This window comes from Amycolatopsis speibonae (assembly GCF_042647925.1).
Taxonomy (GTDB): domain Bacteria; phylum Actinomycetota; class Actinomycetes; order Mycobacteriales; family Pseudonocardiaceae; genus Amycolatopsis; species Amycolatopsis speibonae.
The window spans coordinates 63243-88660 of record NZ_JBHRWK010000102.1 but is presented as its reverse complement, the minus strand read 5'-3'; the positions used below and the strand labels follow the sequence as shown (position 1 = coordinate 88660).

Annotated in this window: 26 protein-coding genes and 2 pseudogenes; 9 read left to right on the top strand and 19 right to left on the bottom strand. The window is 70.5% G+C overall.

Annotated elements, in window-relative coordinates:
- Positions 1-19 precede the first annotated feature (19 nt).
- From ACFOSH_RS40580 to ACFOSH_RS40540, 9 genes are all read right to left on the bottom strand, one after another.
- Positions 20-874 (bottom strand): siderophore-interacting protein, encoded by an 855-nt coding sequence (locus ACFOSH_RS40580; RefSeq protein ID WP_378246505.1) that lies wholly within the window; start codon positions 872-874, stop codon positions 20-22.
- Positions 871-1104 carry a phosphopantetheine-binding protein gene (locus tag ACFOSH_RS40575; RefSeq protein ID WP_378246503.1) on the bottom strand — a complete coding sequence of 78 codons (234 nt, stop codon included), beginning with the start codon at positions 1102-1104 and terminating at the stop codon, positions 871-873. The genes ACFOSH_RS40580 and ACFOSH_RS40575 overlap by 4 nt, the downstream gene beginning before the upstream one ends.
- Complete coding sequence (locus tag ACFOSH_RS40570) at positions 1101-1772, bottom strand: isochorismatase family protein (RefSeq protein WP_378246501.1); 672 nt, start codon at positions 1770-1772, stop codon at positions 1101-1103. Before ACFOSH_RS40570 ends, ACFOSH_RS40575 begins: the two co-directional genes overlap by 4 nt.
- Positions 1769-3391: a (2,3-dihydroxybenzoyl)adenylate synthase gene (locus ACFOSH_RS40565; RefSeq protein ID WP_378246499.1), complete on the bottom strand. Its 1623-nt coding sequence runs from the start codon at positions 3389-3391 to the stop codon at positions 1769-1771. The genes ACFOSH_RS40570 and ACFOSH_RS40565 overlap by 4 nt, the downstream gene beginning before the upstream one ends.
- Positions 3388-4584, bottom strand: coding sequence for an isochorismate synthase (locus tag ACFOSH_RS40560; RefSeq protein ID WP_378246497.1), 1197 nt, complete (start codon positions 4582-4584; stop codon positions 3388-3390). Before ACFOSH_RS40560 ends, ACFOSH_RS40565 begins: the two co-directional genes overlap by 4 nt.
- 166 nt (positions 4585-4750) lie before the next feature.
- Entirely contained in the window at positions 4751-5500 is a 750-nt protein-coding gene (gene dhbA / locus ACFOSH_RS40555) for a 2,3-dihydro-2,3-dihydroxybenzoate dehydrogenase (RefSeq protein WP_378246495.1), read from the bottom strand.
- 300 nt (positions 5501-5800) lie between these two features.
- The gene (locus tag ACFOSH_RS40550) at positions 5801-6262 is read right to left on the bottom strand and encodes a hypothetical protein (protein WP_378246493.1); all 462 of its coding nucleotides are present in this window, start codon (positions 6260-6262) and stop codon (positions 5801-5803) included.
- Positions 6259-7665, bottom strand: a complete 1407-nt coding sequence (locus ACFOSH_RS40545; RefSeq protein ID WP_378246491.1) for an ATP-binding protein — start codon at positions 7663-7665, stop codon at positions 6259-6261. The genes ACFOSH_RS40550 and ACFOSH_RS40545 overlap by 4 nt, the downstream gene beginning before the upstream one ends.
- Positions 7662-8396: a response regulator gene (locus ACFOSH_RS40540; RefSeq protein ID WP_378246489.1), complete on the bottom strand. Its 735-nt coding sequence runs from the start codon at positions 8394-8396 to the stop codon at positions 7662-7664. Before ACFOSH_RS40540 ends, ACFOSH_RS40545 begins: the two co-directional genes overlap by 4 nt.
- A 154-nt stretch (positions 8397-8550) precedes the next feature.
- Between ACFOSH_RS40540 and ACFOSH_RS40535 the strand changes: the two genes are divergently transcribed.
- The gene (locus ACFOSH_RS40535; RefSeq protein WP_378246487.1) at positions 8551-9057 is read left to right on the top strand and encodes a D-alanyl-D-alanine carboxypeptidase; all 507 of its coding nucleotides are present in this window, start codon (positions 8551-8553) and stop codon (positions 9055-9057) included.
- On the opposite strand, the gene ACFOSH_RS40530 is transcribed toward ACFOSH_RS40535, so the two are convergent.
- Entirely contained in the window at positions 9047-10048 is a 1002-nt protein-coding gene (locus ACFOSH_RS40530; protein WP_378246485.1) for a saccharopine dehydrogenase family protein, read from the bottom strand. The genes ACFOSH_RS40535 and ACFOSH_RS40530 overlap by 11 nt on opposite strands.
- A 100-nt stretch (positions 10049-10148) precedes the next feature.
- On the opposite strand from ACFOSH_RS40530, the gene ACFOSH_RS40525 reads away from it, so the two are divergent.
- Entirely contained in the window at positions 10149-11105 is a 957-nt protein-coding gene (locus ACFOSH_RS40525; RefSeq protein WP_378246483.1) for a helix-turn-helix domain-containing protein, read from the top strand.
- A 441-nt stretch (positions 11106-11546) separates the two neighbouring features.
- Here the strand turns inward: ACFOSH_RS40525 and ACFOSH_RS40520 are convergent, their stop codons facing one another.
- Positions 11547-11981 (bottom strand): aminotransferase class I/II-fold pyridoxal phosphate-dependent enzyme, encoded by a 435-nt coding sequence (locus ACFOSH_RS40520; protein WP_378246481.1) that lies wholly within the window; start codon positions 11979-11981, stop codon positions 11547-11549.
- Positions 11982-12032: 51 nt separating this feature from the next.
- Between ACFOSH_RS40520 and ACFOSH_RS40515 the strand changes: the two genes are divergently transcribed.
- Positions 12033-12383 (top strand): hypothetical protein, encoded by a 351-nt coding sequence (locus ACFOSH_RS40515; RefSeq protein ID WP_378246479.1) that lies wholly within the window; start codon positions 12033-12035, stop codon positions 12381-12383.
- Here ACFOSH_RS40515 and ACFOSH_RS40510 read toward each other — a convergent pair.
- Positions 12380-13603 (bottom strand): FAD-binding protein, encoded by a 1224-nt coding sequence (locus ACFOSH_RS40510; protein WP_378246477.1) that lies wholly within the window; start codon positions 13601-13603, stop codon positions 12380-12382. The genes ACFOSH_RS40515 and ACFOSH_RS40510 overlap by 4 nt on opposite strands.
- Positions 13604-13674: 71 nt before the next feature.
- Here ACFOSH_RS40510 and ACFOSH_RS40505 point away from each other — a divergent pair, with 71 nt between their 5' ends.
- Genes ACFOSH_RS40505 through ACFOSH_RS40495 form a run of 3 tightly spaced genes read left to right on the top strand, consistent with a single transcriptional unit; the run spans position 13675 to position 16907 of the window.
- Positions 13675-14913 carry an SLC13 family permease gene (locus ACFOSH_RS40505; RefSeq protein ID WP_378246475.1) on the top strand — a complete coding sequence of 413 codons (1239 nt, stop codon included), beginning with the start codon at positions 13675-13677 and terminating at the stop codon, positions 14911-14913.
- Positions 14914-14925: 12 nt separating this feature from the next.
- Entirely contained in the window at positions 14926-15699 is a 774-nt protein-coding gene (locus ACFOSH_RS40500) for an IclR family transcriptional regulator (RefSeq protein ID WP_378246473.1), read from the top strand.
- A 32-nt stretch (positions 15700-15731) separates the two neighbouring features.
- On the top strand, positions 15732-16907 hold the full coding sequence (locus ACFOSH_RS40495; protein ID WP_378246471.1) for a 4-hydroxybenzoate 3-monooxygenase: 1176 nt from the start codon (positions 15732-15734) through the stop codon (positions 16905-16907).
- Positions 16908-16928: 21 nt separating this feature from the next.
- Here ACFOSH_RS40495 and ACFOSH_RS40490 read toward each other — a convergent pair whose 3' ends face one another.
- The 4 genes and pseudogenes from ACFOSH_RS40490 to ACFOSH_RS40475 all read right to left on the bottom strand — a co-directional run.
- On the bottom strand, positions 16929-17171 hold the full coding sequence (locus tag ACFOSH_RS40490; RefSeq protein ID WP_378246469.1) for a hypothetical protein: 243 nt from the start codon (positions 17169-17171) through the stop codon (positions 16929-16931).
- Positions 17172-17183: 12 nt separating this feature from the next.
- Entirely contained in the window at positions 17184-17837 is a 654-nt protein-coding gene (locus tag ACFOSH_RS40485) for a hypothetical protein (RefSeq protein ID WP_378246467.1), read from the bottom strand.
- Positions 17838-18112: 275 nt separating this feature from the next.
- Positions 18113-19291, bottom strand: a complete 1179-nt coding sequence (locus tag ACFOSH_RS40480) for an HNH endonuclease signature motif containing protein (RefSeq protein WP_378246531.1) — start codon at positions 19289-19291, stop codon at positions 18113-18115.
- A 154-nt stretch (positions 19292-19445) separates the two neighbouring features.
- Positions 19446-20168 (bottom strand): annotated as a pseudogene (locus ACFOSH_RS40475) (VOC family protein); the annotation flags it as partial.
- Here ACFOSH_RS40475 and ACFOSH_RS40470 point away from each other — a divergent pair.
- Positions 20165-20620: pseudogene (locus ACFOSH_RS40470) on the top strand (MFS transporter); the annotation flags it as partial. The pseudogenes ACFOSH_RS40475 and ACFOSH_RS40470 overlap by 4 nt on opposite strands.
- Here the strand turns inward: ACFOSH_RS40470 and ACFOSH_RS40465 are convergent.
- Complete coding sequence (locus tag ACFOSH_RS40465) at positions 20518-21093, bottom strand: TetR/AcrR family transcriptional regulator (RefSeq protein ID WP_378246465.1); 576 nt, start codon at positions 21091-21093, stop codon at positions 20518-20520. The pseudogene ACFOSH_RS40470 and the gene ACFOSH_RS40465 sit on opposite strands and share 103 nt — an antisense overlap.
- A gap of 80 nt (positions 21094-21173) precedes the next feature.
- On the opposite strand from ACFOSH_RS40465, the gene ACFOSH_RS40460 reads away from it, so the two are divergent.
- Entirely contained in the window at positions 21174-22085 is a 912-nt protein-coding gene (locus ACFOSH_RS40460; protein ID WP_378246463.1) for an SDR family NAD(P)-dependent oxidoreductase, read from the top strand.
- On the opposite strand, the gene ACFOSH_RS40455 is transcribed toward ACFOSH_RS40460, so the two are convergent.
- Both ACFOSH_RS40455 and ACFOSH_RS40450 read right to left on the bottom strand, forming a co-directional pair.
- Entirely contained in the window at positions 22075-23481 is a 1407-nt protein-coding gene (locus ACFOSH_RS40455; RefSeq protein ID WP_378246461.1) for a PepSY-associated TM helix domain-containing protein, read from the bottom strand. The genes ACFOSH_RS40460 and ACFOSH_RS40455 overlap by 11 nt on opposite strands.
- A 114-nt stretch (positions 23482-23595) precedes the next feature.
- Entirely contained in the window at positions 23596-24141 is a 546-nt protein-coding gene (locus ACFOSH_RS40450; protein WP_378246459.1) for a hypothetical protein, read from the bottom strand.
- A 58-nt stretch (positions 24142-24199) separates the two neighbouring features.
- On the opposite strand from ACFOSH_RS40450, the gene ACFOSH_RS40445 reads away from it, so the two are divergent.
- On the top strand, positions 24200-25399 hold the full coding sequence (locus tag ACFOSH_RS40445) for an MFS transporter (protein WP_378246457.1): 1200 nt from the start codon (positions 24200-24202) through the stop codon (positions 25397-25399).
- Positions 25400-25418 lie beyond the last annotated feature (19 nt).

The window sequence follows — 25418 nt, the reverse complement described above, 5'->3', positions numbered from 1 at the left end:
TTATTTCGGTGGGTGGGGATCAGTGGTCGTGCTCGTCGTCGAAGTCGGCGACCCCGCGTTTCCAGTAACCGGTGACGTCGTGGTCGTCCTTGCCGAGCCCGAGGTCGTTCTTGAGCCAGCGGCGCAGCGGTTTGATCTGCGCCGCCTCCCCCGCGACCCAGGCGTAGAGCCGTTCACCGGCGGGGACCTCGATCGTCTGGACCGCCCGGGCCAGCACGTCGGAAGCGCCCGCCGCGACGTCGCCTCGATGCAGCCAGTGCACCTCGACGTCTTCGGGCGCGGACAGCTCGATCTCCTCGCTCGCGTCGGTGACCTCGATGAACGCCCAGCCCGCGGCGGTGCGCGGCAGTTCTTCGAGCCAGCGCGCGATCGCGGGCAGCGCGGTGAGATCACCGGCGAGCAGGTAGCGGTCGTAGGTGTGCGGCACGATCAGCCCGCCCGGCGGACCGGCGACATGCACCGGGGTGCCGGGGGTGACGTCCTCGGCCCACCCGGAACCGAGTCCGCCTTCGTGCAGCGCGACGTCGAGATCGAGTTCCCCGGAAGCCGGGTCGTAGCGGCGGACCGTGTATTCGCGCGACGTCGGCGACGGCTTCGGCCAGCGCAGCATGTCGCCGTCCTGGACCGGCAGCTTCGGCTCGGCGTCCAGTTCGGGGAACAGGAGCTTCACATGCTCGTCGGGCGAGTGTGCCTCGAACCCCGCCGTCCCGGGCCCGCCAAGGGTGACCCGGAGCAGCCCGGAACCGATCATCTCGGTGCGCACGACTTCGGCCTGCCGGACGCGGATCGGGTACGGCACCTTCTCGGCGTGCTGTCCCTCGCGGACCTCGGCGATGCGTTCGAGGTGCCGGTGGCGATGGTCTGCGCGGCTCACGCGGCGCTCCCGGTGAGGACCTGCGTCCAGTGGCCGAGGGTCGGCTGCTCGGCGAGGTCGGCGAACTCCAGGTTCTCCGCGCCCTCGGTGCGCCACTGCTCGACCAGGCCCATGATCCGCATCGAGTCGAGGCCGAGGTCGGTGAGATCGGTGTCCGGATTCAACTCGGCCGGGTCGCAGCCGAGCAGCTCGGCGACGTCGGCGTGGATCTTTTCGGTCGTGAGGCTCATCGCTGGGCTCCGGCGTGGATCGGCGCCAGCGCGGCGAGCGCGGCGGCGGTGGTGGTCAGGGCGCCGCAGCGCTGGGCGACGTACTCGCAGGCCTGGTCGTGGCGTTCGCGGGAGAAGTCCGCGACCGCGTCACCGACCAGGAACGGCTGGACGTCACGCATGAACGCCTCGACAGCGGTGGCCTGGCAGCCGATGTGCGCGTAGACCCCGGTGATCAGCAGCTGGTCCCGGCCCGCTTCGGCGAGCTGCTCGGTGAACGTGCTGCGCTGGAACGCGCTGTAGCGCCACTTCGTCAGGACGACGTCGCCCGGTCGCGGGGCGATCTCGTCCACGACGTCGGCGGCCGCGGGGTCGTCTTCGATGACCGCGCCGATGCCGTCGCCCCAGAACTCGGTGAGCAGTCCACGGTCTTCGGCGGCCTGGTGACCGGGCTGCGCGGTGTAGAACACCGGAACACCCGCCGCGCGCGCGGCGGCGGCCAGCGCGGCGATGTTCGCGACCATCTCCGGGATCGGGGCTCCCTCGTACGGCGCGAGGAAGTACCGCTGCGCGTCGTGCACCAGCAGCGCGGCGCGGGCGGAGTCGGGTTTCCAGCCGACCCGCCCGGCGGGCAGCTCGGCCTCGGTCGGCAGGGCGTACGGCTGGATCTTGGGCAGTGACACGTTCACTTCTCCTTCGCCAGGGCGGCCAGCGCCGCCCGCAGCTCGCGTTTGCTGGTCTTGCCGACGCCGGTCACGGGGAACTCCGGCACGACCTGGACCAGATCGGGCACCTTGAAGGCCGCCACGCCGCGTTCGCGCACGAACCGGCGCAGCTCGGCCGCGGCGGGTTCGGCACCGGCAGCGGGGACGACGTAGGCGCAGGTGCGCTCGCCCAGATACGGGTCCGGCACCGCGACGACGGCGGCGTCGAGCACGCCGGGGTGAGCCATCAGATGGTTCTCGACCTCTTCCGCGGCCACCTTTTCGCCGCCGCGGTTGATCTGTTCCTTGGCCCGGCCGACCACTTCCAGATGTCCCGACGGGTGCTGCCGCACCAGATCTCCGGTGCGGTAGAAGCCGTCTTCGGTGAAGGCCGTCTTGTTGTGCTCGGTGGCGCGGTAGTAGCCGCGGATCGTGTACGGCCCGCGGGTGAGCAGCGCGCCGATCTCACCCGGCGCGACGACGTCGTCCGAAGTGGACAGTGGGTCGTCCGGGTTCACGACGCGGACCTCGTCGTCGGCCGAGATCGGCCGTCCTTGCGTGGCGAGGATGTACTCGTCCGGATCGTCGAGCCGCGTGTAGCAGACCAGCCCCTCGGCCATGCCGAACACCTGCTGCAGGCGGCAGCCCAGCGCGGGCGCGATCTTCTCGGCCAGTTCGCGGGCGCATTTGGCGCCACCGACCAAGAGGACGTCCAAAGAGGACAGATCGCGGGTGGTCCTCGCGGCCGCTTGCGCCCACGCGGCGGCCAGCGGCGGCACGAGCCCGGTGATCGTCACGCTCTCGGCCTCGATCAGCCGGAACGCGGTGTCGGCGTCCGGCCGCGGTGCGAACACCGTCGCCGCGCCCGCGTGCAGGGCGCCGAGCAGGCCGGGTGAGCTGAGAGGGAAGTTGTGCGCGGCGGGCAGCGCCGCCAGGTAGACGCTTTCCGGGCGCAGGCCGCAGATCCGGGCGCTTTCCCGGACGCTGTAGAGGTAGTCGTCGTGCGTACGCGGGATCAGTTTGGGTAGGCCGGTGCTGCCGCCGGAAAGCTGAAGGAACGCGACGCCGGCGGGGTCCGGGTCCGGCAGGGCGCGCGGTGCGGTCGCTTCGAGCGCCGCAAATTCCTCGGTGCCGACGACGAAGACCTCGCGCACCGAAGGGATTTCGGCCGCCACTGTGCGGGCCATGCCCGCGTGGTCGAACCGTTCGTGCTCGCCGACGGTCAGGATCGCCGCGGCCTCGCTCTGTTCGGCGAAGTGCCGCAACTCGCTGGCCCGGTGCGCGGGCAGGGCGAACACCGGGAGCGCCCCTGCCCGCCACAGTCCGAAGACCACGGACGCGAACTCGGGCACGTTCGGCAGTTGCACGACGACCCGGTCACCGGCTTGAATCCCGGCTCCGGCGAATCCGGCGGCGAGCCGGTGCGCCCGCTCGTCGAGTTCGGCGAAGGTCCAGCGCGCGGTCTCGCCGATCACGGCGGGGCGTTCGGCGTAAGCCTCGGCGAGGCTGGTCAGCAACTTGCCGAAGGTCTGGCCGCGCCAGTGGCCCGAAGCCCGGTAGCGCGCGGCGGTTTCGGGCGGCCAGGGCACGTGGTCCGCGTTCACGCCGCTCCCTCCAGTCCGAGTGCCCGCAGCATGGTGCCGAACTTCGCGCCGGTCTCGGCGAGTTCGGCCGCCGGGTCGGAACCGGCCACCACTCCCGCGCCGGCGAACAGCCGCACGGTCCGGTCGCGGACTTCGGCGCAGCGGATGGTGACGACCCATTCGCCGTCTCCGCCCTGATCGGTCCAGCCGACGAGACCCGCGTAGTAGCCGCGATCCTCGGGTTCGAGCGCCGCGATGGTGTCGCGGGCGAGTCCGGTCGGGACGCCGCAGACGGCGGGGGTCGGATGCAGTGCTTCGGCCAGCGCGAGCGCGGACGAACCGGCGTCGCCCGCGTCGGCGAGGCGTCCGCTGATCCGGGTCGAGAGGTGCCACATCGTGGGCGTGCCGATCACCTCGGGTTCGCCCGCGACGTCGAGGTCGACGCAGAACCGGCCCAGCACCTCGGCCACCTGCGCGGCGACGTGGGCGTGTTCGGCGCGGTCCTTTTCGGACGCCAGCAGATCGGCGACGCGCCGGGAGTTCTCGGCGTCGTCGGCCACGCGCGGCCTCGATCCGGCGAGCGGGTTGGCCATGACGATCCGGCCGCGACGGGAGACCAGCAGTTCCGGGCTCGCACCGATCAGGGTGCGCGGCGCGGGATCCCCGGGCGCGCTGACGTCGACGGCGAAGGCGTGGGCCGCCGGGTCGGCGTGGACGAGACGGGCCAGCAGGCGCGGCACCGCGACGGGGTCGCCGCCGGTGACGTCGAGGCAGCGGGCCAGCACGATCTTGCGCAGGTCGCCGTCGCGGATCTCGTCCAGCGCCTTGGCGACCGCGGTGGTGTAGACCTCCGGCGCGGGCCGCGGCGAGACCGACCAGGTCCCGCCGCCGAGCGGCGCCACCGGTCCACCGGCTCGCGGCGGGCCCGCCCGGCGCACCACGGCGGGTACCACCAGGCTGCTCGGGGCGTCGGGCCGGAACCCGATCGCCCCGGCCACCACGGGTTCGGTCACTCCCGCGACGAGAGCGGCGTCGAGGACTTCGGCGGCGGCACGGGCACGCCTGCCCGGCGCCGCGTGGACCGGCGAGTACACCCCGTCGGCGAGCAGCGATCCTCGAGCGGACGAGTAGTAGAACGATCCGGGCAGGTACGCCGCCAGCAGATCGGCCGCCTGGTGGACCGGCCTTGGTCGGGCCGGTGCGGGTGAGGACACGACAGGATTCCCTTTCGCAAATACTACTGATCAGGCAGGCACTCTTGTTGTGTCGCAGCACCCTTCGCCGACGCGGACCGTGACCCCCCGGACGCGCCGAACACACCTTTTCGGTTAGCCTAACCTAATCATATGGGCCCGAAAAGTCTTCGTTGCGTCATCGAGATCACCCGCGGAGCGTGGCGCCGCCGTCGACGTAGAGGTTCTGCATCGTGATGTGCCGCGCGCGCTCCGAGGCCAGAAACAGGACGGCGTCGGCGATGTCGGCCGGTTCGGCTATCCGCCCCAGCGGTATGCCGACACGGTATTGCTCCTGATTTCCCGCGATGACAAGGTCCGCGCCGTTTTCGTCCGTCCACAGTAGACGTTGCATCTCGGTGTCGGTCGAACCGGGCGAGACGATGTTGCAGCGGATGCCGGAGCCGGCGAGTTCGAGCCCCAGGCAGCGGGTCAGCATCGTCGCCGCGGCCTTCGAAGCGGCGTAGGCGGCCATCCCGGTGCGCGGGACGCCCGCGGCGTTCGAGCCGACCGTCACCAGCACCCCGCTCCGGCGGGGCAGCATCCGGCGGGAGATCTCGCGGAGCACGGTGAAGACACCGGTGGAGTTGACCGCGAAGGTCGCCGCCCAGTCCTCGTCGCTCGTCTCGCAGACGGACCCCGGCTTCAGCACGCCCGCCACGGACGCCCCGATCCCGATCGGCCCGAGTTCGCGTTCGACCTCGTCCACCACCCGCGCCACGGCCGCGGGATCCCCGACGTCCGCGACGAACGAGGTCACCCCGTCCCGCGAAGGCCCTTCCGTCAGGTCCACCGCCGCCACGATCGCGCCCGCCTTGGCGAGCCCGTCCACGACGGCCGCCCCGATCCCGCGCGCGCCTCCGGTGACGAGCGCGACCTTGCCCTCGATCCCTTCCACGCCAAACCACCCTACGTTTCCGTTTGCTTAGCCTTGCCTAAGCTAGCGGGCGAATCCGGACAAAGCGAGGGAACGACACCGGTGATTCAGGACACTCCTGACCGCTGGGGAAAGTCTGTGGGTGCCCAAGTCCGTGAAGACGTAACTCGCGTGATCGCCCAACTCACCCGAACACGACACCACTCACGACTATCTGGCCGACGCCTCGCACGCTTGCTGTCCGTGAAGGCCTCCTTCACTACCTTCAGGGTAGGCAAGGAGACCTTCACGGACAGGACCTGTGGCCCCGCCAGGAGGCCCCTAGCCCGGCAGGGGGCAGGACAGCGGACCGCGTTCGGTTTCTTCGCCCCGCAAGACGATCTGCGGGCTTCCGCCGACCGAGTCCCTGGTGGTGCACACGATCTGCTCGACGGCCCGCGCCGAAAGCCCGGCGACACCGACCGAAAGGGTCACCGTGAGGCCGTTCTGCGTGGCCGTCTGGCCGAGAACCGTGGTTCCGAAGGGAACTTCGCTGGTATAGCTCCGGTCCCGTTCACTCTCGTCCGGCCCGGCGGCGAGCAGGTCGACGGGGTTCACCGGAGCCAGTCCGCCGGGGAGCGGGCGCAGCACCCGGACCGGCTGGCCACCGGACAGGAAGTAGAGCACCGCGCCGTCGGCCGGGCCCGACGGCGCGGGCGCGCCGGGGATGACGCCGCTGGGCCGCACACCGCAGCCCGCGACCACCGAAACCGTCAGGAGCAGCGCGAGCCATGCCTTCTTCATGCCGTCACTCCCTCACGGGGCAGGCGCAGCATGAACACCGCGCCACCCTCGACACCGTTGGCCGCGACCAGGGTGCCGCCGTGCAGGCGGGCGTTCTCCCAGGCGATCGCGAGACCGAGTCCGCTGCCGCCGGATCGCGCCCTCGCCGAATCCGCCTTGTAGAACCGGTCGAACACGTGCGGCAGTACTTCGGCCGTCAGTCCGGGGCCGTGATCCGCGACCTCCAGCGTGAGCCGCTCCCCCGCTTCGGAAAGCCGGAGCGAGACCGGCTTTTCCCCGTGCCGCAACGCGTTCCCGACCAGATTCGCCACGATGACGTCCAGCCGCCGCGGATCCAGCACGGCGAAGATCCCGGCGGGCAGGTCGCCCTCCACCTCGTCCGCCCAGCCCCGGATGCGCAGGCTCGCCGTGACCACCTCGGCGACGTCGACCTCTTCCGGCGCGAGGGCGGCGGCCCCGGCGTCGAACCGGGACACCTCGATGAGGTCGTTCACCAGCCGCGTCAGGTTGTGCGTCTCGTCGATGGTCATCCGTGCCGCACGACCGGCGTCCCCGGAAAGGCGCGGCGCCTCCTGTTCGAGCACGTCCGCGACCGCGGTCATCGCGGCCAGCGGGGTCCGCAGCTCGTGCGAGACGTCGGCGACGAACCGCCGCGCGTCGGCTTCCATCCGTTTCAGCTCGCCGACGTGACCCTCCAGCGCTTCGGCCGTCTCGTTGAACGTCCGCGCCACTCCGGCCAGTTCGTCCGAACCGCGAACGTTGATCCGGGCCCGCAGATCACCCGCTCCCAGCCGATGCGCCGCGTCGCCCAGCTCCCGGACCGGCCGCAGGACGCCGCGCGCGGCCAGGAGTGCCAGTCCGATGGCGAAAACGAGCGCCGCCCCGCCGATCAGCCAGGCACGGGTGGCGAGTTCGTCGATGCTCTGTTCCTCCGGGACCATGCTCCGGGCGATGTAGGCCTCGATACCCGAAGCCCGCTCCTGCCCGCCCGGAAGCTGAACGGTGAACCTGGTGCCCACCACCAGCATCGGCGTGCCCGCGGCGTCGACCCGTTGCCAGGCGACGTTTCCCGACTGGACCTTTTCGCGAAGCTCGGGTGAGATCAGCGCCCGCATCTGCTGATTCCCGCTCGACCGGTCCTCGTACAGGACCAAGGAACTCAGGTCGCGGTCGGACAGTTCACCGCTGATCCGGCTCAGCGTCCCGTCACCCGGCGGCAGCGGGCCGAGCGGGTACAGCGCGGTGGCCTTGTCGACCAGGACGCGGGCGGTGGCGTCCTGCGCCTGCCGGAGGATCACGGTGCGGGACTGGACGTAGATGCCGCCGGCGACCGTCGCCGCGGTGATCACGACCAGCAGGCTGAACGCCAGCAACAGCCGGGTGCGCAGACCACCGAGCTTCACAGCGGCCCGAACCGGTAGCCGAACCCGCGGACCGTTTGCACGTATACCGGCGCGGAAGAGTCTGCTTCGATCTTCGCGCGCAACCGCTGCACACAGGCGTCGACGACCCGGGAGTCACCGAAATAGCCGTGTTCCCACACACTTTCCAGCAGGTACTGGCGGCTGAGCACCCGGCCGGGCACCTGGGTCAGTTCCAGCAGCAGCCGCAGTTCGGTCGGCGCGAGGGCGACGGGCTTGCCGCCCTTGGTCACCGTCAGCGCGGCCCGGTCGACGCCGAGGTCACCGTGCCGCTCGATCTCGGCCTGCGCGGGCACCGGGGGCGGCGGCTGCGCGGTGCGGCGCAGCACCGCGCGGATCCGCGCCTCCAGCACCTGGGCCCTCGCGGGCTTGACAACGTAGTCATCGGCGCCGGCGGCGAGCCCGGCCACCACGTCGATGTCCTCGTTGCGCGCGGTGAGCATGATGATCGGAAGATCACCCGCGGCCCGGATCCGACGGCAGACCTCGAAGCCGTCCAGCCCGGGCAGCATCAGGTCCAGTACGACGATGTCCGGCGTCCGCGACGCGAGCCTGGCCAGGCCTTCTTCACCGGTGGCCACCGCGTCGACCGCGTGGCCGCGGCCACCGAGCGCCATGCTCAGCCCGTCACGCACGGCTTGGTCGTCCTCGATGAGCAGCACCCTGGGCATGCCGACGACTATCGCAGCGCCGGACGGAATCCGCTCGTCCATGACACGTCATGGTGCCGGTCCCGTTTCCGCGGAACGTCCGCGGACTGTCATCGTCGCGTCACGACGCGAACCGTGCGGAACGGTGACATTTTCGTCGGCGTCCGCGCACGTCGCCGCGATCCGCCCGGCACAAGCGGCGGCGACTGTGAACGGCATGAAAGAACTCGTTTTCGCGGCGGTCACCCGCGTCCTCGCGGTACTGCTGCTGATCCCGGCGTGGCTGCGGTCCCCCGGCCACGCCCGGCGACTCGCCTGCGGCTGGGCGCTGGCGTTGCGGTTCCCGGCCGAGAACCTCGCCGGGCTCACCGGCGGGACCCTGGCCGCGTTCACCGCCGCCAGGACCGAGGCGTTCTGGCGGCACCGCACGCTGCTCGGTCTCACCTCGGGACACCGCGACGCCGCCGAGCAGCTCCGCCTGTTCCTCGACGAGACCGAGCGAGGAGACAAACGCGTCCTGCCGCCGAAGGATTCGGCGCACGTCCGGGGTACCGCGCTGGACGTGCGGCCACGCGAAGGCGCGCAGTGGCTGGAGGATCACGGTGCCCGCTTCGCGCTCTACCGGATCTACGACAACGAATGGTGGCATTTCGAGTACCGGCCCGGCGAGGCGCCGCCCGCGCGACTGCCCCACCCCGGCTGGCGGCTGGGCGTCACCCGGTGACGGTCACCCGCGGAGCCAGCGCCGCCAGGAAGTCGGCCGCGTCGAAGACCTCACCGGCCGAGACGACCCCGGTCGCCTTGGTCCGCCCGTCGAGCGCCCGCTGGACCGCCTCCACCACCAGCGGTGCCGTGATCGCGTAGATGTCCTGCCCCTGCGCGACGATCCGCCGTTCCTCATCACCGGAGCGCACGACCACGTCGACGACGAACATCTGCGCGGACGGGCCGCCGGCGGGAGGCGCCGGCGTCTCGGGCGTCACCACTTCGCGGGCCGCGTTCGTGGTCATGTACGTGACCACTTCGGGAATGGCGAGGTGACTCGGGACGGTGACGACGTCGGCCATCGAGAACTCGCCGAGCACGGCACGGGTCCCCAGCGGCGCGGGGAAAGCCCAGTCCGACTCCGGCAGTGCGTCGTCGCGGTGCTCGATCCGGCCGCCGGAGAACCGGATCCGCTTCCCGTTTCGCCGCTCCCGTGAGACCTTGCCCGCCGCCCGGGTCCCTTCCGTGGGGTGCCAGCTGCTCAGCCCGTAGGCGATGTGCGCCTCGTCGGCGGACGTCCAGTCCCCCATCGCGGCGGTGACCATCAGGTCGCCGAGGCCGCCGAAGAACGCCATCGCCGGGATCACCGTCGCGCCCGCCGCCTTGTCGCCGAACCTCGCGAAGGTGTCCATGTTCGCTTCGAGTTCCGCGGCGACGTCCAGGTACGGGATACCCGCGCGCAGCGCCGCTTCGATCACCGGCGCGGCGGTGTCGGCGAAGGGCCCGGCGGCGTTGATCACCGCGTCCGCGCCCTCGAACGCGCGGTCCAGCGCGGCCGGATCGTCGACCGACGCCTGCCGGATCTCCAGATCGGGCCAGGGCAAGGCGCGGAGCTTGGCCTCGTCACGGCCCACTGCCAGCACGCCGAACCCCCGCTCACGCAACTCCTCCACCACGAACCGCCCGGTGTGCCCGTAAGCCCCGAACACCGCGACGTCGTACGTACCCATGGGGTTCTCCTGCCCTCGACTGATCCACTGTGGACCATCCTGCCGACGCGAATCCGCCGCCGACAGTGTCCGGAACGCCATCATGCGTACACTTTCGGACATGAGTACGGTCGCGCTCGCCGCCACGGACGGAATGCTCCAGTTCGAGCTGGCCATCGCCCACGAAGTCTTCGGCACCCCTTTGCCGGGTTTCGGTTCCTGGTACGACCTCAGCGTCTGCGGTCCGGCCCCGGTGAAGGTCGGCCGGTTCCTCCTCGAACCGGATCACGACCTCGGCCGGCTCGCCCGCGCCGACACCGTCATCGTCCCCGGCTGGGCCGACATCGACGTCGCTCCGCCCGCCGACCTCGTCGACGCCGTCCGCGCCGCCCACGAGGCGGGCGCGCGGGTGGCGTCCCTCTGCACGGGTGCGTTCGTACTGGCGGCCGCCGGCCTGCTCGACGGCCGCCGCGCGACGACGCACTGGGCGCACACCGACGTCCTCGCCGCCCGCCATCCCCTGGTGGAGGTCGATCCGGAGGTCCTCTACGTCGACAACGGCTGCGTGCTCACCTCGGCGGGCAAGGCCGCCGCGATGGACCTGTGCCTGCATCTGGTCCGCTCCGACCTCGGCTCGGCGGTCGCGAACACCGTCGCCCGCCGACTGGTCGTCCCGCCGCACCGCGCGGGCGGGCAGGCCCAGTTCGTCACCGCCCCGGTGCCCGAGCAGGACGACCATCCGCTCGGCGGCCTGCTCCCCTGGGTCACCGAACGGCTGGACCGGCCGCTGACCGTCGAGGACCTCGCCCGGCACGCCAACATGAGCTCGCGCAACCTGGCCCGGCACTTCCGGTCGGCGACCGGGACGACCCCGCTGCGCTGGCTGCTGATCCAGCGCATCCGCCGCGCGCAAGAACTCCTGGAGCGCACGGACGACAGCGTCGACCTCATCGCGGAGGCCACCGGGATGGGCACGGCCACCACCTTGCGGCGGCATTTCAACCGGACCGTCGGGGTACCGCCGGACAGTTACCGCCGCACCTTCCGCGCCCGGACCGCTAGCGGATCCGCGCCGTGACCAGGTCCGCGACGACCAGCACCCGCGCCCGCGGCGCGCACTGGTGGACGCCGCGAGGACGGCGCCGATCTTCTCGTGCACCGTGGTGAGCGCCGTGCGGACGGCGTTCTGGTCGACCTGGCCGCAGTTCGCGCCACCCGTGTTCTGGCAGCCGTAGGTGAAGAGGCTACCGACGTCGTTGCCGCCGATGGTGACCGTGACGAGCTTGGTCTCAGCTGTGACAGCCTCGATCTGTGGCGGCTGCCCGGCCTGTCCGGCGGTGAGGATGTTCGCGGTGGTCGCGCCGCTGCAGGTGACGTCAGTGAGGGCGAGTGAGCAGGACCGCGGCGGGTATCCGCTTGAGCATTTCGAACCCCTTATCTCACGAACGAAACCGGTTCCGGTCCCGCGATGCCGTCGATGACACCGAGGGCGAGCAGATCTTCGGGGCGTGACTTCAGGTCATCGGCGAGGGCGGGGATCTCCTCGGGGCCCCGCTTCGCGTTCGCCGCGATACCGCAGCTCGTGGTACGGATCGTCCTCGACGAGCCAGAACCCGTGGCGCGCGACCACTTCCGCGAGCGCGTGACGTCGCGCGGGACTGGTCGTCCGGCCGGACGGATTCGAGAACGTCGGGACGAGGTACAGCAGCGAGGGCTTTTCCCGGGCCGCGATCTCGTCCAGCGCGGCCGGATCGAGCCCCTCCTCGTCGCCGGGAAAGGGCACGATCCGCGCCTCGGCGAGCTGGAAGCACTGCAGCGCGGACAGGTACACCGGTTCTTCCACCAGGACGGTGGCGCCGGGATCGAGCAACGCGGTGCTCGGCAACTGCAGGCCCTGCTGTGAACCCGTGGTGATCAGCAGATCGTCCACAGTGGTCGGCAGCGGGCCGTCCACATCGAACAGTTCCGGCGTGGGAGAACCCCGATGGCAGCTAGGCTGGAGCTCGTGCCTCTCGTGGAAATCACCTACTCCCCCGAAATTCCCGAAGCCAAGCTGCGTGAGCTGGGTTCGGTGCTGCCGCATCTCGTGTCCGTCGCGGTGGAATGCCCCGAGGAGCCCTACGACGGCGACCTTCAGCCGGGCGACGTCGAGCTGCGCTTCCGGCAGCCGGGACCGTACGACCGCTTCGGACTGGACCTTCTGGTCGAGGTCCGGTCGAAGTGGTTCCCGAGCCGAGCGGACAACCGCCAGGAGCGAGTGGACCTGTTGCGCACGAGCATCGAATCGGCGACCGGGATCGACGACGTCGGCGTGTACCTCTCACTGCCCGTCGCCGCGTGGTCGCAATCGGACTAGCGCTCCCCGAAGACGTGGCGCCGTACGAACGGGCTCCGAAACTTGCCGTCCGGATCCAGTTCCCCGGCCAGCGACCGGAAATCGGCCAGCTTCGGATAGTCCGCGGCGTGGTGGAAGAGCTTCCCCCAGTGCGGCCGGACCCCGAAGGGCGCCAGGCGTTCCTCGATGACGGGCAGCAGCGCGCGGACCGCGTCCTCGTCCGGCTGCCAGGTGAAGTGCAGCCCCAGCCGGTCACCGCCGTGGAACGGGCTGAGCCACAGGTCGTCCCCCGCGACCGTGCGGATCTCCGAGACGAGCAAGGCGGGCGCCAGCCGGTGCCCGATGCCGCGCAGGGCCTCCATCGCCGCGACGGCGTGCCGGACGGGAACGAAGTACTCGGTCTGGAGTTCGTTCCCGACGCTGGGTGTGAAGTCCAGCCGGAAATGCGGGATCCGTTCGTGCCACGGCCCCGGGACCCCGAGCTGCCGCGTGCAGTTGTCCGCCGGGATCCCCGCCGCGTGGGCCGGATGCCGCGGCCCGTCCGCCGCCCGCGCACCGAAGAAGTCTGTGCCCGGCTGCCCCTGCCCCTTGACCCAGACCTGGTCGACCGTGTCGCGAGCCCAGTTCGTGAACACGCTGACGCTGTAACCCGCGTCCTGGATCTCCTCGAAATGCTCGTACGCCGTCTCCCAGGGCAAGCCGTCGAAAACGTCCTGGCGGAGGTCGAAGGACGGCACGAGGTCGAGCGTCAGCCGAGTCACCATGCCTAAAGCGCCGAGGCCGACGACAACGCCGTCATGCCTCTCGTAGGTCCGCCGGCCGCCGTCCGCGGTGACCAGCTCCAAACCGGACACGGCCGACGCGAGGCTCTGGTTGCGCCGCCCGGAACCGTGGGTCGCGGTCGCGACGGTGCCCGCCACCGTGCAATGAGGCAGCGACGCGAGGTTGGCCAGCGCGAACCCCGCCGCCTGCACCTGGGCGGCGATGTCGCCGTATCGCGCCGCCGCCGGCACCGTGACCGTCGCGGCCTCCGCGTCGAGTTCGACCTCGACGTCAAGCGCGGACAGATCGAGCTGGACACCGCCAGGACAGTCCGCGATGTCGTTGAAGCAGTGCCTGCTGCCGAGTGCCTTGACCGCGGGCGCTCCGGCGACAGCCTCCTGGACCTGTTCGATCGTGCGCGGACGCAGGATCCGCTCCGCGGTGAAGGTCTGATTGCCCGCCCAGTTCGTCTCGCGCACCAGACCGAGCTTAGATTGCCGAAGTCGGCTTCACACGGAGGAGGATTCCCCTGACGGGCTTTCCCGGCGAGATGGTGTCCATCGCGCTCTTGCTGATCGTCTTGGCCTTCGCGGTGATCCGGCCACGGGGCCTCCCGGAAGCGGTCGCCGCCGTCCCCGCCGCCGGGATCGTGCTGGTGGCCGGGGCGATCTCGTTCCCCGACGCCGTCGACGAGGTGGCCAGGCTCGCCCCGGTCGTCGGATTCCTCGCCGCGGTGCTCGTGCTGGCCAAGTTGTGCGACGACGAAGGGCTGTTCCAGGCGGCAGGGACGCTCATGGCCCGGTTCAGCCGGGGAAAGCCGCGACGGCTGTTGCCCGCGGTGTTCGCCGTCGCCGCGGCGGTCACCGTGGTACTCAGCCTGGACGCCACCGTCGTCCTGCTGACCCCGGTCGTGTTCGCCACCGCCGCACGGATGGGCGCGCGGGCCAAACCGCACGCCTACGCCTGCACGCATCTGGCGAACTCGGCGTCCCTGCTGCTGCCGGTGTCCAATCTGACCAACCTGCTCGCCGTCGCCGCGACCGGCATCTCGTTCCTCCGGTTCACCGCGCTGATGACCTTGCCCTGGCTCGCGGCGGTGCTCACCGAGTACCTGGTGTTCCGCCGGTTCTTCGCCGCCGACCTGGCGGCCCGGCCCCGTGGCGGGAAAACGATCCCGGCAGGGAAGGTCCCGGCCTTCGTCCTGGTGGTGCTCGGCCTGACGCTGGCCGGGTTCGTGGTCACGTCGCTGCTGGACGTCAGCCCCGCGTGGGCCGCCTTCGCCGGTGCCGCCGTCTTGGCCGTCCGCGCTCTCGCGCAGCGGCGGACCTCCCCCGCCGCGATCGTGCGGTCGGCGAGCATCCCCTTCCTCGCGTTCGTGCTCGCACTGGCGATCGTGGTCCGCGCCGTCGTCGACAACGGGCTGGACGAGGCGCTCAGCCACCTGGTGCCGACCTCAAGCACGTTCCTCGCCCTGCTCGGCGCCGCCGCGGTGGCGGCCGTGCTCGCCAACCTGATCAACAACCTGCCCGCGGTGCTGGTGCTGCTGCCGCTCGCCACAGCGGGCGGGACGCCGGTGGTGCTGGCCGTGCTGATCGGGGTCAACCTCGGGCCGAACCTGACCTACGTCGGTTCGCTGGCCACACTGCTGTGGCGGCGGATCCTGCACCGGCACGACACCCGGCCCGATCTGGGCGAGTTCACCCGGCTCGGGCTGCTCACCGTCCCGGCGTCCATCGTGCTCGCCGTCGCCGGCCTGTGGCTCGGACTCGCCTTGACTTCCACTCAGTGAGAAGCTGGGCGCATGCCCGGCAACCTGTCCACCCCCGGCGCCGGGGTCGTCTCGCGGGCGTTCGCGGTGCTCGGCGCCTTCGACGTCGACCACCGCGAACTGTCGCTGACCGAACTCGCGAGCCGCGCGGGCCTGCCGCTGCCCACCACGCACCGGCTGGCGCGGGACCTCGTGGGCTTGGGCGCGCTGGAGCGGCGCGAGGATCGCTACGCCATCGGCAGGCGGCTGTGGGATCTCGGCCTGCTCGCCCCCGTCCAGTTCGAACTGCGGCAGGTCGCCGCGCCCTTCCTCCAGGATCTCTACGGCGCGACAAGTGCCACCGTGCATCTCGGCGAGCGTGACGGCGGCCAGGTGCTCTACCTCGACCGGCTCTCCGGGAACGCGTCCGTGCCGGTGGTCAGCCGGATCGGCGGGCGGCTGCCGCTGCACGCCACCGGCGTCGGGAAGGTCCTGCTGGCCTGGGCTCCGGAGGAGGTGCAGCGGCAGGTGCTCGCTTCGCTGACCCGCGTCACGCCGTACACCGTCACGCAGCCCGGGCGGCTGCGCGAGCAGTTGCGGCGTGTCCGCCGGGAGGGCTTCGCGCAGACCGTCGAGGAGATGAGCCAAGGCGCCTGCTCGGTCGCCGTCCCGATCCGCCCGTCCGCCGGTGGTGACGTCGTCGCGGCGCTCGGCCTGGTCGTCCCGGACCTGAGCCGCGGCCGGGCGCGGCTGGTCTCCGCGCTCCAGGTCGCGGCCGCCGGGATCGGCCGGAGCCTGCGAGTTTCACTGAGTGGAAGCGAGCGCTAGCAGTTCGGCCCAGGCGCGATCAGACTCCGGTCATGCGAACCCCAGTCGCCATCGTCGGCGCCGGCCCGGCCGGACTGCTCCTGTCGCATCTGCTCGATCTGGCGGGGGTCGAATCGGTGATCGTGGAGACCCGCTCGCGCGAGTACGTCGAGGCGCGGATCCGGGCGGGCATCCTCGAACAGTCCACAGTGGACCTCCTCCGCGAGGCGGGACTCGCCGAGCGGCTCGACCGCGAGGGCGACGAGCATCGCGGTATCTACTTGCAATGGCCGGAGGAACGGCACCATCTCGACTTCGTGGACCTGGTCGGGCGGAGCGTCACCGTGTACGGCCAGACCGAAGTCACCAAGGACCTCGGCAAGGCGCGGGCGGCGGCCGGGCAGCAGATCCACTACGAGGTCACCGACACCGCCGTGCACGACCTCGAGACCGACAAGCCCTACGTCACCTTCACCAGCCCGGTCGGCACGCAGCAGAGGCTGGACGCCGACGCCGTTGTCGGCTGCGACGGCTCCTTCGGGCCCTGCCGCACCGCCATTCCCGAGGCAGCGAAGCAGACTTGGGAGCGCACCTACCCGTACTCATGGCTCGGCGTCCTCGCCGACGTCGCCCCGTCGACCGACGAGCTCATCTACGCCTGGCATCCCGACGGTTTCGCCATGCATTCGATGCGCTCGGCCACCGTCAGCAGGCTGTATCTACAGGTGCCCAACGGCACCGACATCGGCACGTGGTCCGACGACCGGATCTGGGAAGCGCTCGCGACCCGGCTCGGCCACGGCCAGAACGGCTGGACGCTCACGCCCGGGCCGATCACAGACAAGAGTGTGCTGCCCATGCGCAGCTTCGTGCAGCAACCCATGCGGCACGGTCGCCTGTTCCTCGCCGGCGACGCCGCCCACATCGTGCCGCCCACCGGCGCCAAGGGCCTCAACCTCGCCGTCGCCGACGTCGCCCTCCTCGCCCCCGCCTTGGCGGCTTTGGTGCGGGACAAGAACTCCACGCTCGCCGACGCCTACTCCGACACCGCGCTGCGCCGGGTTTGGCGGTGCACGCACTTCTCGTGGTGGATGACGACGATGCTGCACCGATCGGGCGATCCGTTCGACCGGCAGTTGCAGCTCTCGCAGCTGCGCTGGCTGGCCGGGAGCGAGGCCGGCCGGGCTGGGCTCGCGGAGAACTACGCGGGGCTGCCCATCGGTTTCTGATGCTGTGTCGCTGTCATCGCTTCAGCGGGTCGGCCAGCAGCAGCGCTCGATCGAACGCCGGGTCGAACCCCGGAACGGGACCTTGAGCTCCCCCAGTTCGGCATCCACCGGCCGAACGAACGCTTCTGCGGCCAGGGGCGAGGGCGACGTCGCGGCGCCCTGACGGAACTCCCACTTCCAACCGCGCGACTTGACCAGATCGAATACCGCTTGCCAGTCCGCCGCGGAGGTGTCCGGGACGCACACGTCGGGAAGCGTCCCCATCAGATGAGGGGCTCAGCGGGAGCGGCCGGCCCAAGGACTTCCGGCGCCCGTACGTGTCGCGCTGCCGCCGGGTGGCAGGTCGAGGATGTCGATCAGGGTCGGGTCTTCGTCGATGGCGTGATGCAGGTGCCCGATCTTCCCGGTGCCGGAGTCCGCGTCGGAGGCGCCGATGAGCTGCCACATGCCGTCGTCGGCGTCATGCTGGACGAGCAGGATCGGCTCGCGGCGCTCGAAGACCTCGACGGTCTCGATGCTGGTGGTGCGCAGCAGCCAGTGCCGCATCCACCAAGCGCGCCGATCGCGCTGCATGACCTGATCGGTGACCCACCAGACGAACGGCAGGTCCTCATGGGCGCGCGCCTCGTTCGCGGTCAAGTCCGGGCCACCCTGCGGCACACGCTCGAACGGGTCGTCGGTCAGCGAGAACGCGTGCCCGCCATCGTTTTCGAAGATGACGGCATGGAAGGTCCCGCCACCGGGGTTGCCCGCGCCGATACCGACCGACAGGTGAGCGACGTGCGGATCCGCCCCGGTAGTCCAACCGAGCGCGTACGAGGCCAGTTCACCCTGAGGCCCGACGAACTCCCCGAACGCACGCCAGTCCATTCCCGTGACAGCGTCCGTCCGCGCCTCGACCAGCGCGCCCTCAAGCACCTGAATGTCCACTCCCGCAAGGTAGCCGATCACAGGTCCGGTACGACCCCACCATCCCGATCAAGGCAGCACCAGCGTCAACGACCACCTCTTCTCGACCACGTGCTCATTGCCGTTTATCGGCAAAGTATTCACCGCCAACGCAAATCCAGCTGTCCGGGTGTTGCCAGGGGCAGGCTCCGTCGCCGCATTTCGGCAACAGCCGGGACAAGCACCCGCCACCAACACAAATCCAGGTGACCAGGCGTCGCCCGAAGCACGCCCCGTCGCCGTTTCGCGGCAACGGCTCAAAACGGCAGCACCTCCGGCCGGGGTTCGTGCAGTGGCGGCGGCGTGCTGGTGTGGGTCTGTCCGGTGGGCGTGGTGACAGTGAGGCTGCCGTCGGGGTCGAGGCGGTAGATCCAGCCGGGTTCGTCCTTCAACCGGTGGTCACGAGTGCAGTAGGTGACGAGATCGGCCACGTTCGTCTCGCCTTGGAACTGCCACGGGATCGAGTGGTCGAGTTCGCAGGCGTGGGCGGCCCGGGTGCAACCGGGTCTTCGGCACTCGCGATCTCGCACGCGGACGAACTCGGCCGTTGCCGCGTCGGGGCGATAGCGCGTTCTGCCCAGGTCTCGGACTTGGCCGCTGAGCGGGTCCGTGATGATGCGGCGGAGCACGGTGTTCGGTCCGGTGGCGATCTGACGGCCCAACCCCGCCGGGAGGTATCCGTGCCCGGCCATTTTCACCGGGTCGTCGTTCAGCCCCAGATACGTGGTGAGGTCCATGTACAGGAACACCTCGGTGCGTTCGGAGACACCGCCCTGGCCGCCGAGGAGCAGGTCCAGCGCGATGTCGGCGCGTAGCTGATCCATCGTGCGCGTGTCACCTTCGTTCCGCAGTGCCCGCGCTTCCCGGTGGATTCGCTGATAGGCAGCCGTGACCTTCTCGACGGGGCCGTCCACCACCTCGATCGAGGCGACTCCGGTCTCACCCTGGGCCATGGTCAAGCGACGGCCTTCCCTGCTCTCGGTCGCCCGTCTTTCAGCACCGGATCGATCAGCCTTCATCGCCGCGTAACTCGCCGCCTTGCGGACCTGCTCGCTGTTCTTCTCCGGCAATCGTGACTCCAGCACCGCATCCGCTTTCAGGGAGCCTTCATCCGACAGCCACGCGGTCGCCTCGGCCACCTTCTGTGCCGCGAACCCGCTCACCTGGCCACGGTCCATCAACGACAACGTCCGCGGCAGCCGTGACGTCAGCGCCACTCCCGTCGCCACGAGAGAACCGGCGAAACCATCCACAAGAGACAGTTCCAGCGCGACCTCTTGAACCACGCTCCGCACACCAGCCCTTACCTCGCTCAACCGAGACAGTGCCCGATACCGCAATGCCTCAAGCCGCGCGATCGCGACACCGACTTCCTTCGCGACGAGTAGGGAGTCCTTGTCGTCCAAGGAACCCGCTAATGCATTGATCTCCTCCAAACGATCCGGATCGGTCAATTCCTCGAGAACGGCCGAGAGCTCGGCCCCAGAAGTAGCCACGGAACGAACCTACAACCGGCCACCGACAAGAATGGATCCACGCTATCGATTCCGTTTCCACCAAGGACTTTCAATACTGAGGACGGCGCAAGCCTCACCCGGCCAGACTGAGCCGCCGTTCCCGATGCGCGGTCATGTACACCGGAGTGTTCACGACCCCATACCCGCGATACTCGCCGATCCGTTGCACCACCTCGAAAAACACCCGCGACCCGACCAGTTCGGTACAGAAGTGCAAGAACTCACCGGACGCGTCGCGGTCGTACAGCACCGAGTTCTCCCGCAGTTCCGCGGAGAAGGGCAGATCGAACCGGGCGTCGAGATCGTCGTAGTAGTTCCCGGGGATCGCCAGCAAAGGCGCACCACGTTCCCGCAGGGCGCGCGCGACGGCGAAAGCGTCTTCGCAAGCGAAGGCGATGTGCTGCGGCGAAGGCACTCCCGGCGCCCACTCCCCTCGCCGCACGAGGGCGCTGTCCAACGTCACTCGGACGTCCTGATCGCCGACCGCGCGGCTGCGCACGAGCCCGAACGGCGCCGCGAACTCCGAGACCGCTTCAGGCGGCAAGCCCAGCACCGAACGATAGAACAGCGTCGCCTCGTCGAAGTGATCGAAAGGCTGCGTCAAGGCGATGTGGTCGATGCCGGTGATCCCCACCCCTGCCGGAGTCGAGCCGGTCGGGTCGAAGTCGCGCAGCCATTCATCGTTGCCACAGAAAAAGATCTCGGTTCCGTCCGGCGCGGCGACGGCGGACAGGTCCGCCTCGTCCGGCCCGTGCTCCCGGGGCAGCACGGGAGCGAGCAACGCCTCCGCGCGCCTGCGGAGTGCTGATCTTCCCGTACCTGTGGTCGATTTCGAATGGTTCGTATCCGCTGATCTTCACCGTCGGCATCCTGCTGTTCGGCGTCGCCTACAGCGCGGTCAACGGGGTGTGGCCGTCGTTCTACGGCGAGATGTTCAGCGCCAAGGTCCGCCTCTCGGGGATGGCGATCGGCACGCAGATCGGGTTCGCCATCGCCGGATTCGCCCCGAGCGTGGTCGCCGCGATCGGCTCCGGGAAGGACGACTGGTTCGGCGTCGCCGTCTTCACCGCCGTGGTCTGCCTGCTCAGCGCGGCCGCCGCGGTCACCGCGCGCGAAACCCACGATGTCCCGACAGAGGAACTGGGTCAGAACCCCGGCCAGCCTCGCCGCAAGAAGACGAACGCTGCGTCCAGCGCGGCCGCCGGATCCGGTTCGACACCGGCCAGGTCCGGGATCTCCAAGACATAGCGGGCGAGCAGCCGCACGGAGAAGTCATCCTGGCCCGTCTCCTCCGCGATGACCTTCGCGAGCGCGTCCTCGCAGCCCGTCCACAGTGCCCTGGCGTAGGCGCGCAGCGCCGGGGTGGCGACGACCAGATCCGCGACCCGGCGTGACAGCGGATCGGGATCCGGGTCGAACGGACCACGGGTCGCGAGAAAGTCCCGCAACGCCTGCAGGATCGAAACCCCCTCGGCCCGGGCGCGGACAGCGGCGGCCAAAGCCGCTTCGCGTTCGTGCCCGTGGCCGAGGACCAGTGCCTCCTTGCCGCCCGGGAAGTGCGCGAACAGCGTGGACACCGCCGTGTCCGCGGCGTCCGCGATCTCCGCGACGGTGACGTTGTCGAAGCCCCGTTCCAGGAACAGCTCTCGCGCCGCCCCCGACAGGGCCTGGCGGGTCGCCGCCTTCTTGCGTTCGCGCCTGCCCGGCTCGGCCTGTCCCATGCGACCCACCTTACATCGAATGCACTCCGAAATCGCAGTCGATGTATATTCGGAGTGACTTCGACTTTGAGGAGCGCGCCATGACCCAGTGGGACGTCCACCACCTGCCTCGCGCCGACGGCAAGACCTTCCTGGTCACCGGCGGCAACGCGGGGATCGGCTACTTCGCCTCCGAACAGCTCGCCGGGACCGGCGCCACCGTGCTCCTCGGCAGCCGGGACGCCGCCAAGGCCGACGCGGCGATGACGTCGATCCGGTCCCGGGTCCCGGACGCGAAACTCGGGCACCTGCGGCTCGATCTTTCCGATCTGCCGTCCATCGAGTCCTCAGTGGACAGCCTGGAGATCGAGCGGCTCGACGCCGTCGTCTGCAACGCGGGCGTGCTCCTGGAGAACCAGCCGAGGCGCGAGAGCGCCGAGGGTCACGAGCTGACGTTCGCCACCAACCATCTCGGGCATTTCGTCCTCGTGCACCACCTGATGCCCCTGCTCGAAGCCGCGGAGGCCGGCCGCGTCGTCACCACGGGCAGTTTCGTGGGCAAGTCCGCGGAGCTCGACCTGGACGACCTGCAGAGCAAGCGGGACTACCAGCCCAAACGCACCTACGCGCGCTCGAAGCTGGCACAGATGTTGTTCGCCTTCGAGCTCGATCGGCGGCTGCGCGCGGCCGGGAGCACGGTGCTGAGCGTCGTCGACCATCCCGGTGGCGCACTCGACTCCCTGACCCCGTCGCGGCCGGTGCACCCGACGCCGGACGGGCGGAAGTTCCCGGCCGGGCTTCTCTTGCAGGGCAAGGAAGCCGGAGCCTGGCCCGCCGTCCGTGCCGTGCTCGACCCCGCTGTGCGCGGCGGCGAGATGTACGGCCCCCGGGTGTTCGGCCTGCGTGGTGAACCTCGTCGGGAACCGGTTCGCGGGAAGCCGGCCGACACCGAGCTCGCCGCCCGGGTGTGGGCGGCGAGCGTCGGCCTCACCGGCGCCGAGGTCACCCGGTGACGTCGGCGGAATCCGCTTTGGACTGACGGCCGGACCGCAGGCCCAGCAACAGGTCGATCACCAGGAACGCCAGCAGGCTGATGCCGAACAGCGGCACGAACCAGCCGATCGCGGCGGCGAGGACGAGGAGCCCGGCCACGAGGGCGGGCGGCGCCTTCCGCCACTGCCCGCGCGGGATCGGCCGCCCGAAGGTCAGGCCGGTCGCCCGGGTCGGCCTGCGCTGCCACCACATGCGGTAGCCGAGCACGACCAGCGTGACCAGACCGGCGCCGAGCAGCAGCAACGCGATCTGGTTGGGCCAGCCGAAGAGCACGCCCATATGCGCGTCGATCCCCCAGCGGGCGAGCTTCGCCATCAGCGGGTAGTCGGCGAACCGCACCTCGCCCAGGATCTGCCCGGTGGTCCCGTCGACCGCGACGGCGTCGACCTGCGTCGGCCAGCCGCGCTCGACTTCCGCCACCTGCCAAGGCGCGCCGGGTTTGGTGGGCAGCCCGATCTCCACCGAGGCCGCGTCGATCCCGGCGGCGCGGGCCGAGGCCAGCATCGCGTCCACGCTCTCGGGCCGCGCGGGTGCCGGTGCGGCGGGCGCTTCCCCGTGCCCCGCGTGCCCGGCGTGTTCGTCCGCGCCCGTCACCTTCAACGCCGGGGTGGCCCAGCCGAGCGATTCACGCAGCACGGAGACGTTCTCGCCCGCGTACGCCGACCACGTCAGCCCTGTCGCGGACAGGAACAGCGCGCCGAGCAGCACCCAAAGGCCGACGGTTCCGTGACGGCGCACGGACTTCCCGCGCGCGGACTCGGTCTTCGCGGCTTTCTCCGCCTTCTCGTTCCGGCGGGCACGACGGCGGCTCACCCACAGCACGAGGCCGCCCAGCGCGACCACCCACAGCCAGGACGCGGCGAGTTCGCTGTAGAGCCGTCCTGGTTCGCCGAGCAGCAGGTTGCGGTGCAGCTGGTCGAGAGTGGTCCGGAGCGGTAGGGCGCCGCTCGAGCCGTACGCGACGAGGTCGCCGCGTACCTGTGCGGTGGCCGGGTCGACGAAGATCGCGCGGCGTTCGGATTCGCCGAGTCCGGTTTCGGCGAACAGCACCCTGGTCGTGTCACCCGGTTCGGGGGCGGGACGGACGGCGACCAGCTCGCCGCCGGGGTTGGCCGCCTGCGCCGCCTTGACCTGGTCGGAGAGCGAGGCGTGGCTCAGTCCGACGGGTACCCGGAGCTGGTCCGAGTAGACCCAGGACTCCATCTGCGGCGTCGCCGCGTACAGGACGCCGGTGAGCGCGGCGATGAGGACGAACGGCCCGACGAGAACGCCGGCGTAGAAGTGGAGCCGGAGGAACAGCCCGCGCCAGGCGGACGCTCGGGGTGGGCTCGTAGTCGGTTCGGTTTGTGTTGCCATGCGGGAACTCCTGAGGCGTCGGTGGGGAGGCAAGCGCCTTCGCCGCGTGCCGGAGTGATCACGGCACGCGTGCTGAGCCCTGCCGCGACACGGGTCCCGGCAGGGTTTCGGGGATCAGGCGAACGACACCGGCGGACCGCGCCGCGAAAGCACGTCCCGCAGGAGCGCCTCGGTCGCGGGGAACTTCACCGCGAGCGGGACGTGGATCCGCAGCGGCGCCGTCGCGGGCCGTGGCGCCAGGCGGCGCGGCAGGACCGAAGCGATCAGCGTCATGAGGGCGAACAGGACGCGCTCGGCGCCGGCCAGCGCCGTGACGACCACGAGGGTCGCGGTGGCGTGCCCGGCCGTCATGAGCAGGCCGTTGCCCGGGGTTTCGGCGTGCCCGGAGTGCGACTCCCAGGTCAGGAAGGTGAAGGAAGCGTGCATCGCCGCCTGGCCGCCGGCGACCAGGCAGAGGATGGCGAGCGGACCGCGACGGCGTCCCGCGAACGCGTAGGCCACCCAGCTCAGCAGGGCGATGAGCAGCAGGACCACACCGAGGTCGGGGACGCGCCCGCTGGTGCTGACGTGGGCACCGGTCGCCAAAACGCCGGTCAGGACCCCCACGACGCCGCCGCGGAAGCGCCTGGCCGGGCCTCGGTTCGGGGCCGGCGTGCGCACGGAGGCAGAGTAGAGCGCGACCGGGCCTTCTGTCGCGGGTCAGAAGAAGGGATTTGGCTTGAAGTACCACACCAGCCTGCCGTTCGTCCGGCTCTGGACCGGGAACACCGCCTCCGGGCTGGCGACCTGGGCACTTCCGTTCATTCTCGGCCTCGCGGTGCTCGAACGCTCGCTTTCGGCGGTGGACCTCGGCATCGTGCTGGCCGCCCGCACCGTGGGATTCCTCGTGGCCGTCCCGGTGGCGGGGGTTCTCGCCGACCGGCACTCCCGCCGTCAGGTCGTGCTGTGGGCGGGCCTCATCGCGGGTCTCGCCACGCCCTTGATCGCGGTCGGCATGGGCCGGTCCGTCCTGTTGACGGCCGTCGCGGCCGCCGTCGTCGGGATCGGGCAGGGCGCGTGCCGCCCGGCGTTCCAGGCACTGACCGCCGAAGTGATCGCCGAGGACCGGCGTCAGCAGGCCAACGCCGCGATGACGCTGGCCGTCCGGGTCACGACCCTGGTCGCGCCCGGTCTCACCGCTTTACTCTCCCAAATCGCCTCGACGTCGGCCCTGGTGATCGGCACCGGGGTGCTGTGGCTGGGCGTCGCGCTGATCCCGCCGCGAGGCACCTTCGCCCCGCTTCCGGCCACCAGGACCCGCTTCTTCGGCGAGTTCGCCGACGGCCTCCGTGAAGCTCGCCGTCACCCGTGGTTCCTGGCTGGGCTCGGCGCGCTGACCGCTGTGATCGCGACCGGCTACTCCGCCACCGGTGTCGTGCTGCCGCTGGTCAGTCGCGACCGCTACGACACCGAAGCCGTCCTGGCCGGCGGGCTCACCGCGTACACGCTCGGCGCGCTCGCGGGCGCCGTCGTCATCGCGCGCTGGCGTCCGAAGCGGCAAGGCTGGGCCGCGCTGATCGGACTCGGCTGCTACGGCTTCGCGCCGCTGAGCCTGCTGTTCCCGGTGCACCCGGCTCTCGTCATCGCCGCCTACGCCGTCGCGGGGCTGGGCATCGAGCTGTTCAACGTCCCGTGGTTCACCGCGACCCAGCGGGAGGTCGAACCGGGGAAGCTCGCGCGGGTGTCCTCTTTGGACTTCCTGTTCTCCTACGGCCTGGCACCGGCCGGGCTGGCGTTCATCGCGCCCGCGATCGACGGATTCGGGGCGGCACCGGTGCTGGCGGTGTGCGCCGTCGTCTGCTTCGCCGCACCTGCGGCCGCGGCGCTGGTTCCCTCCTCGCGCGACTTTCGCGCTACCGCATCGATCAAGGGTGTCTAGTTCTTGCGCTTGCTTGCGG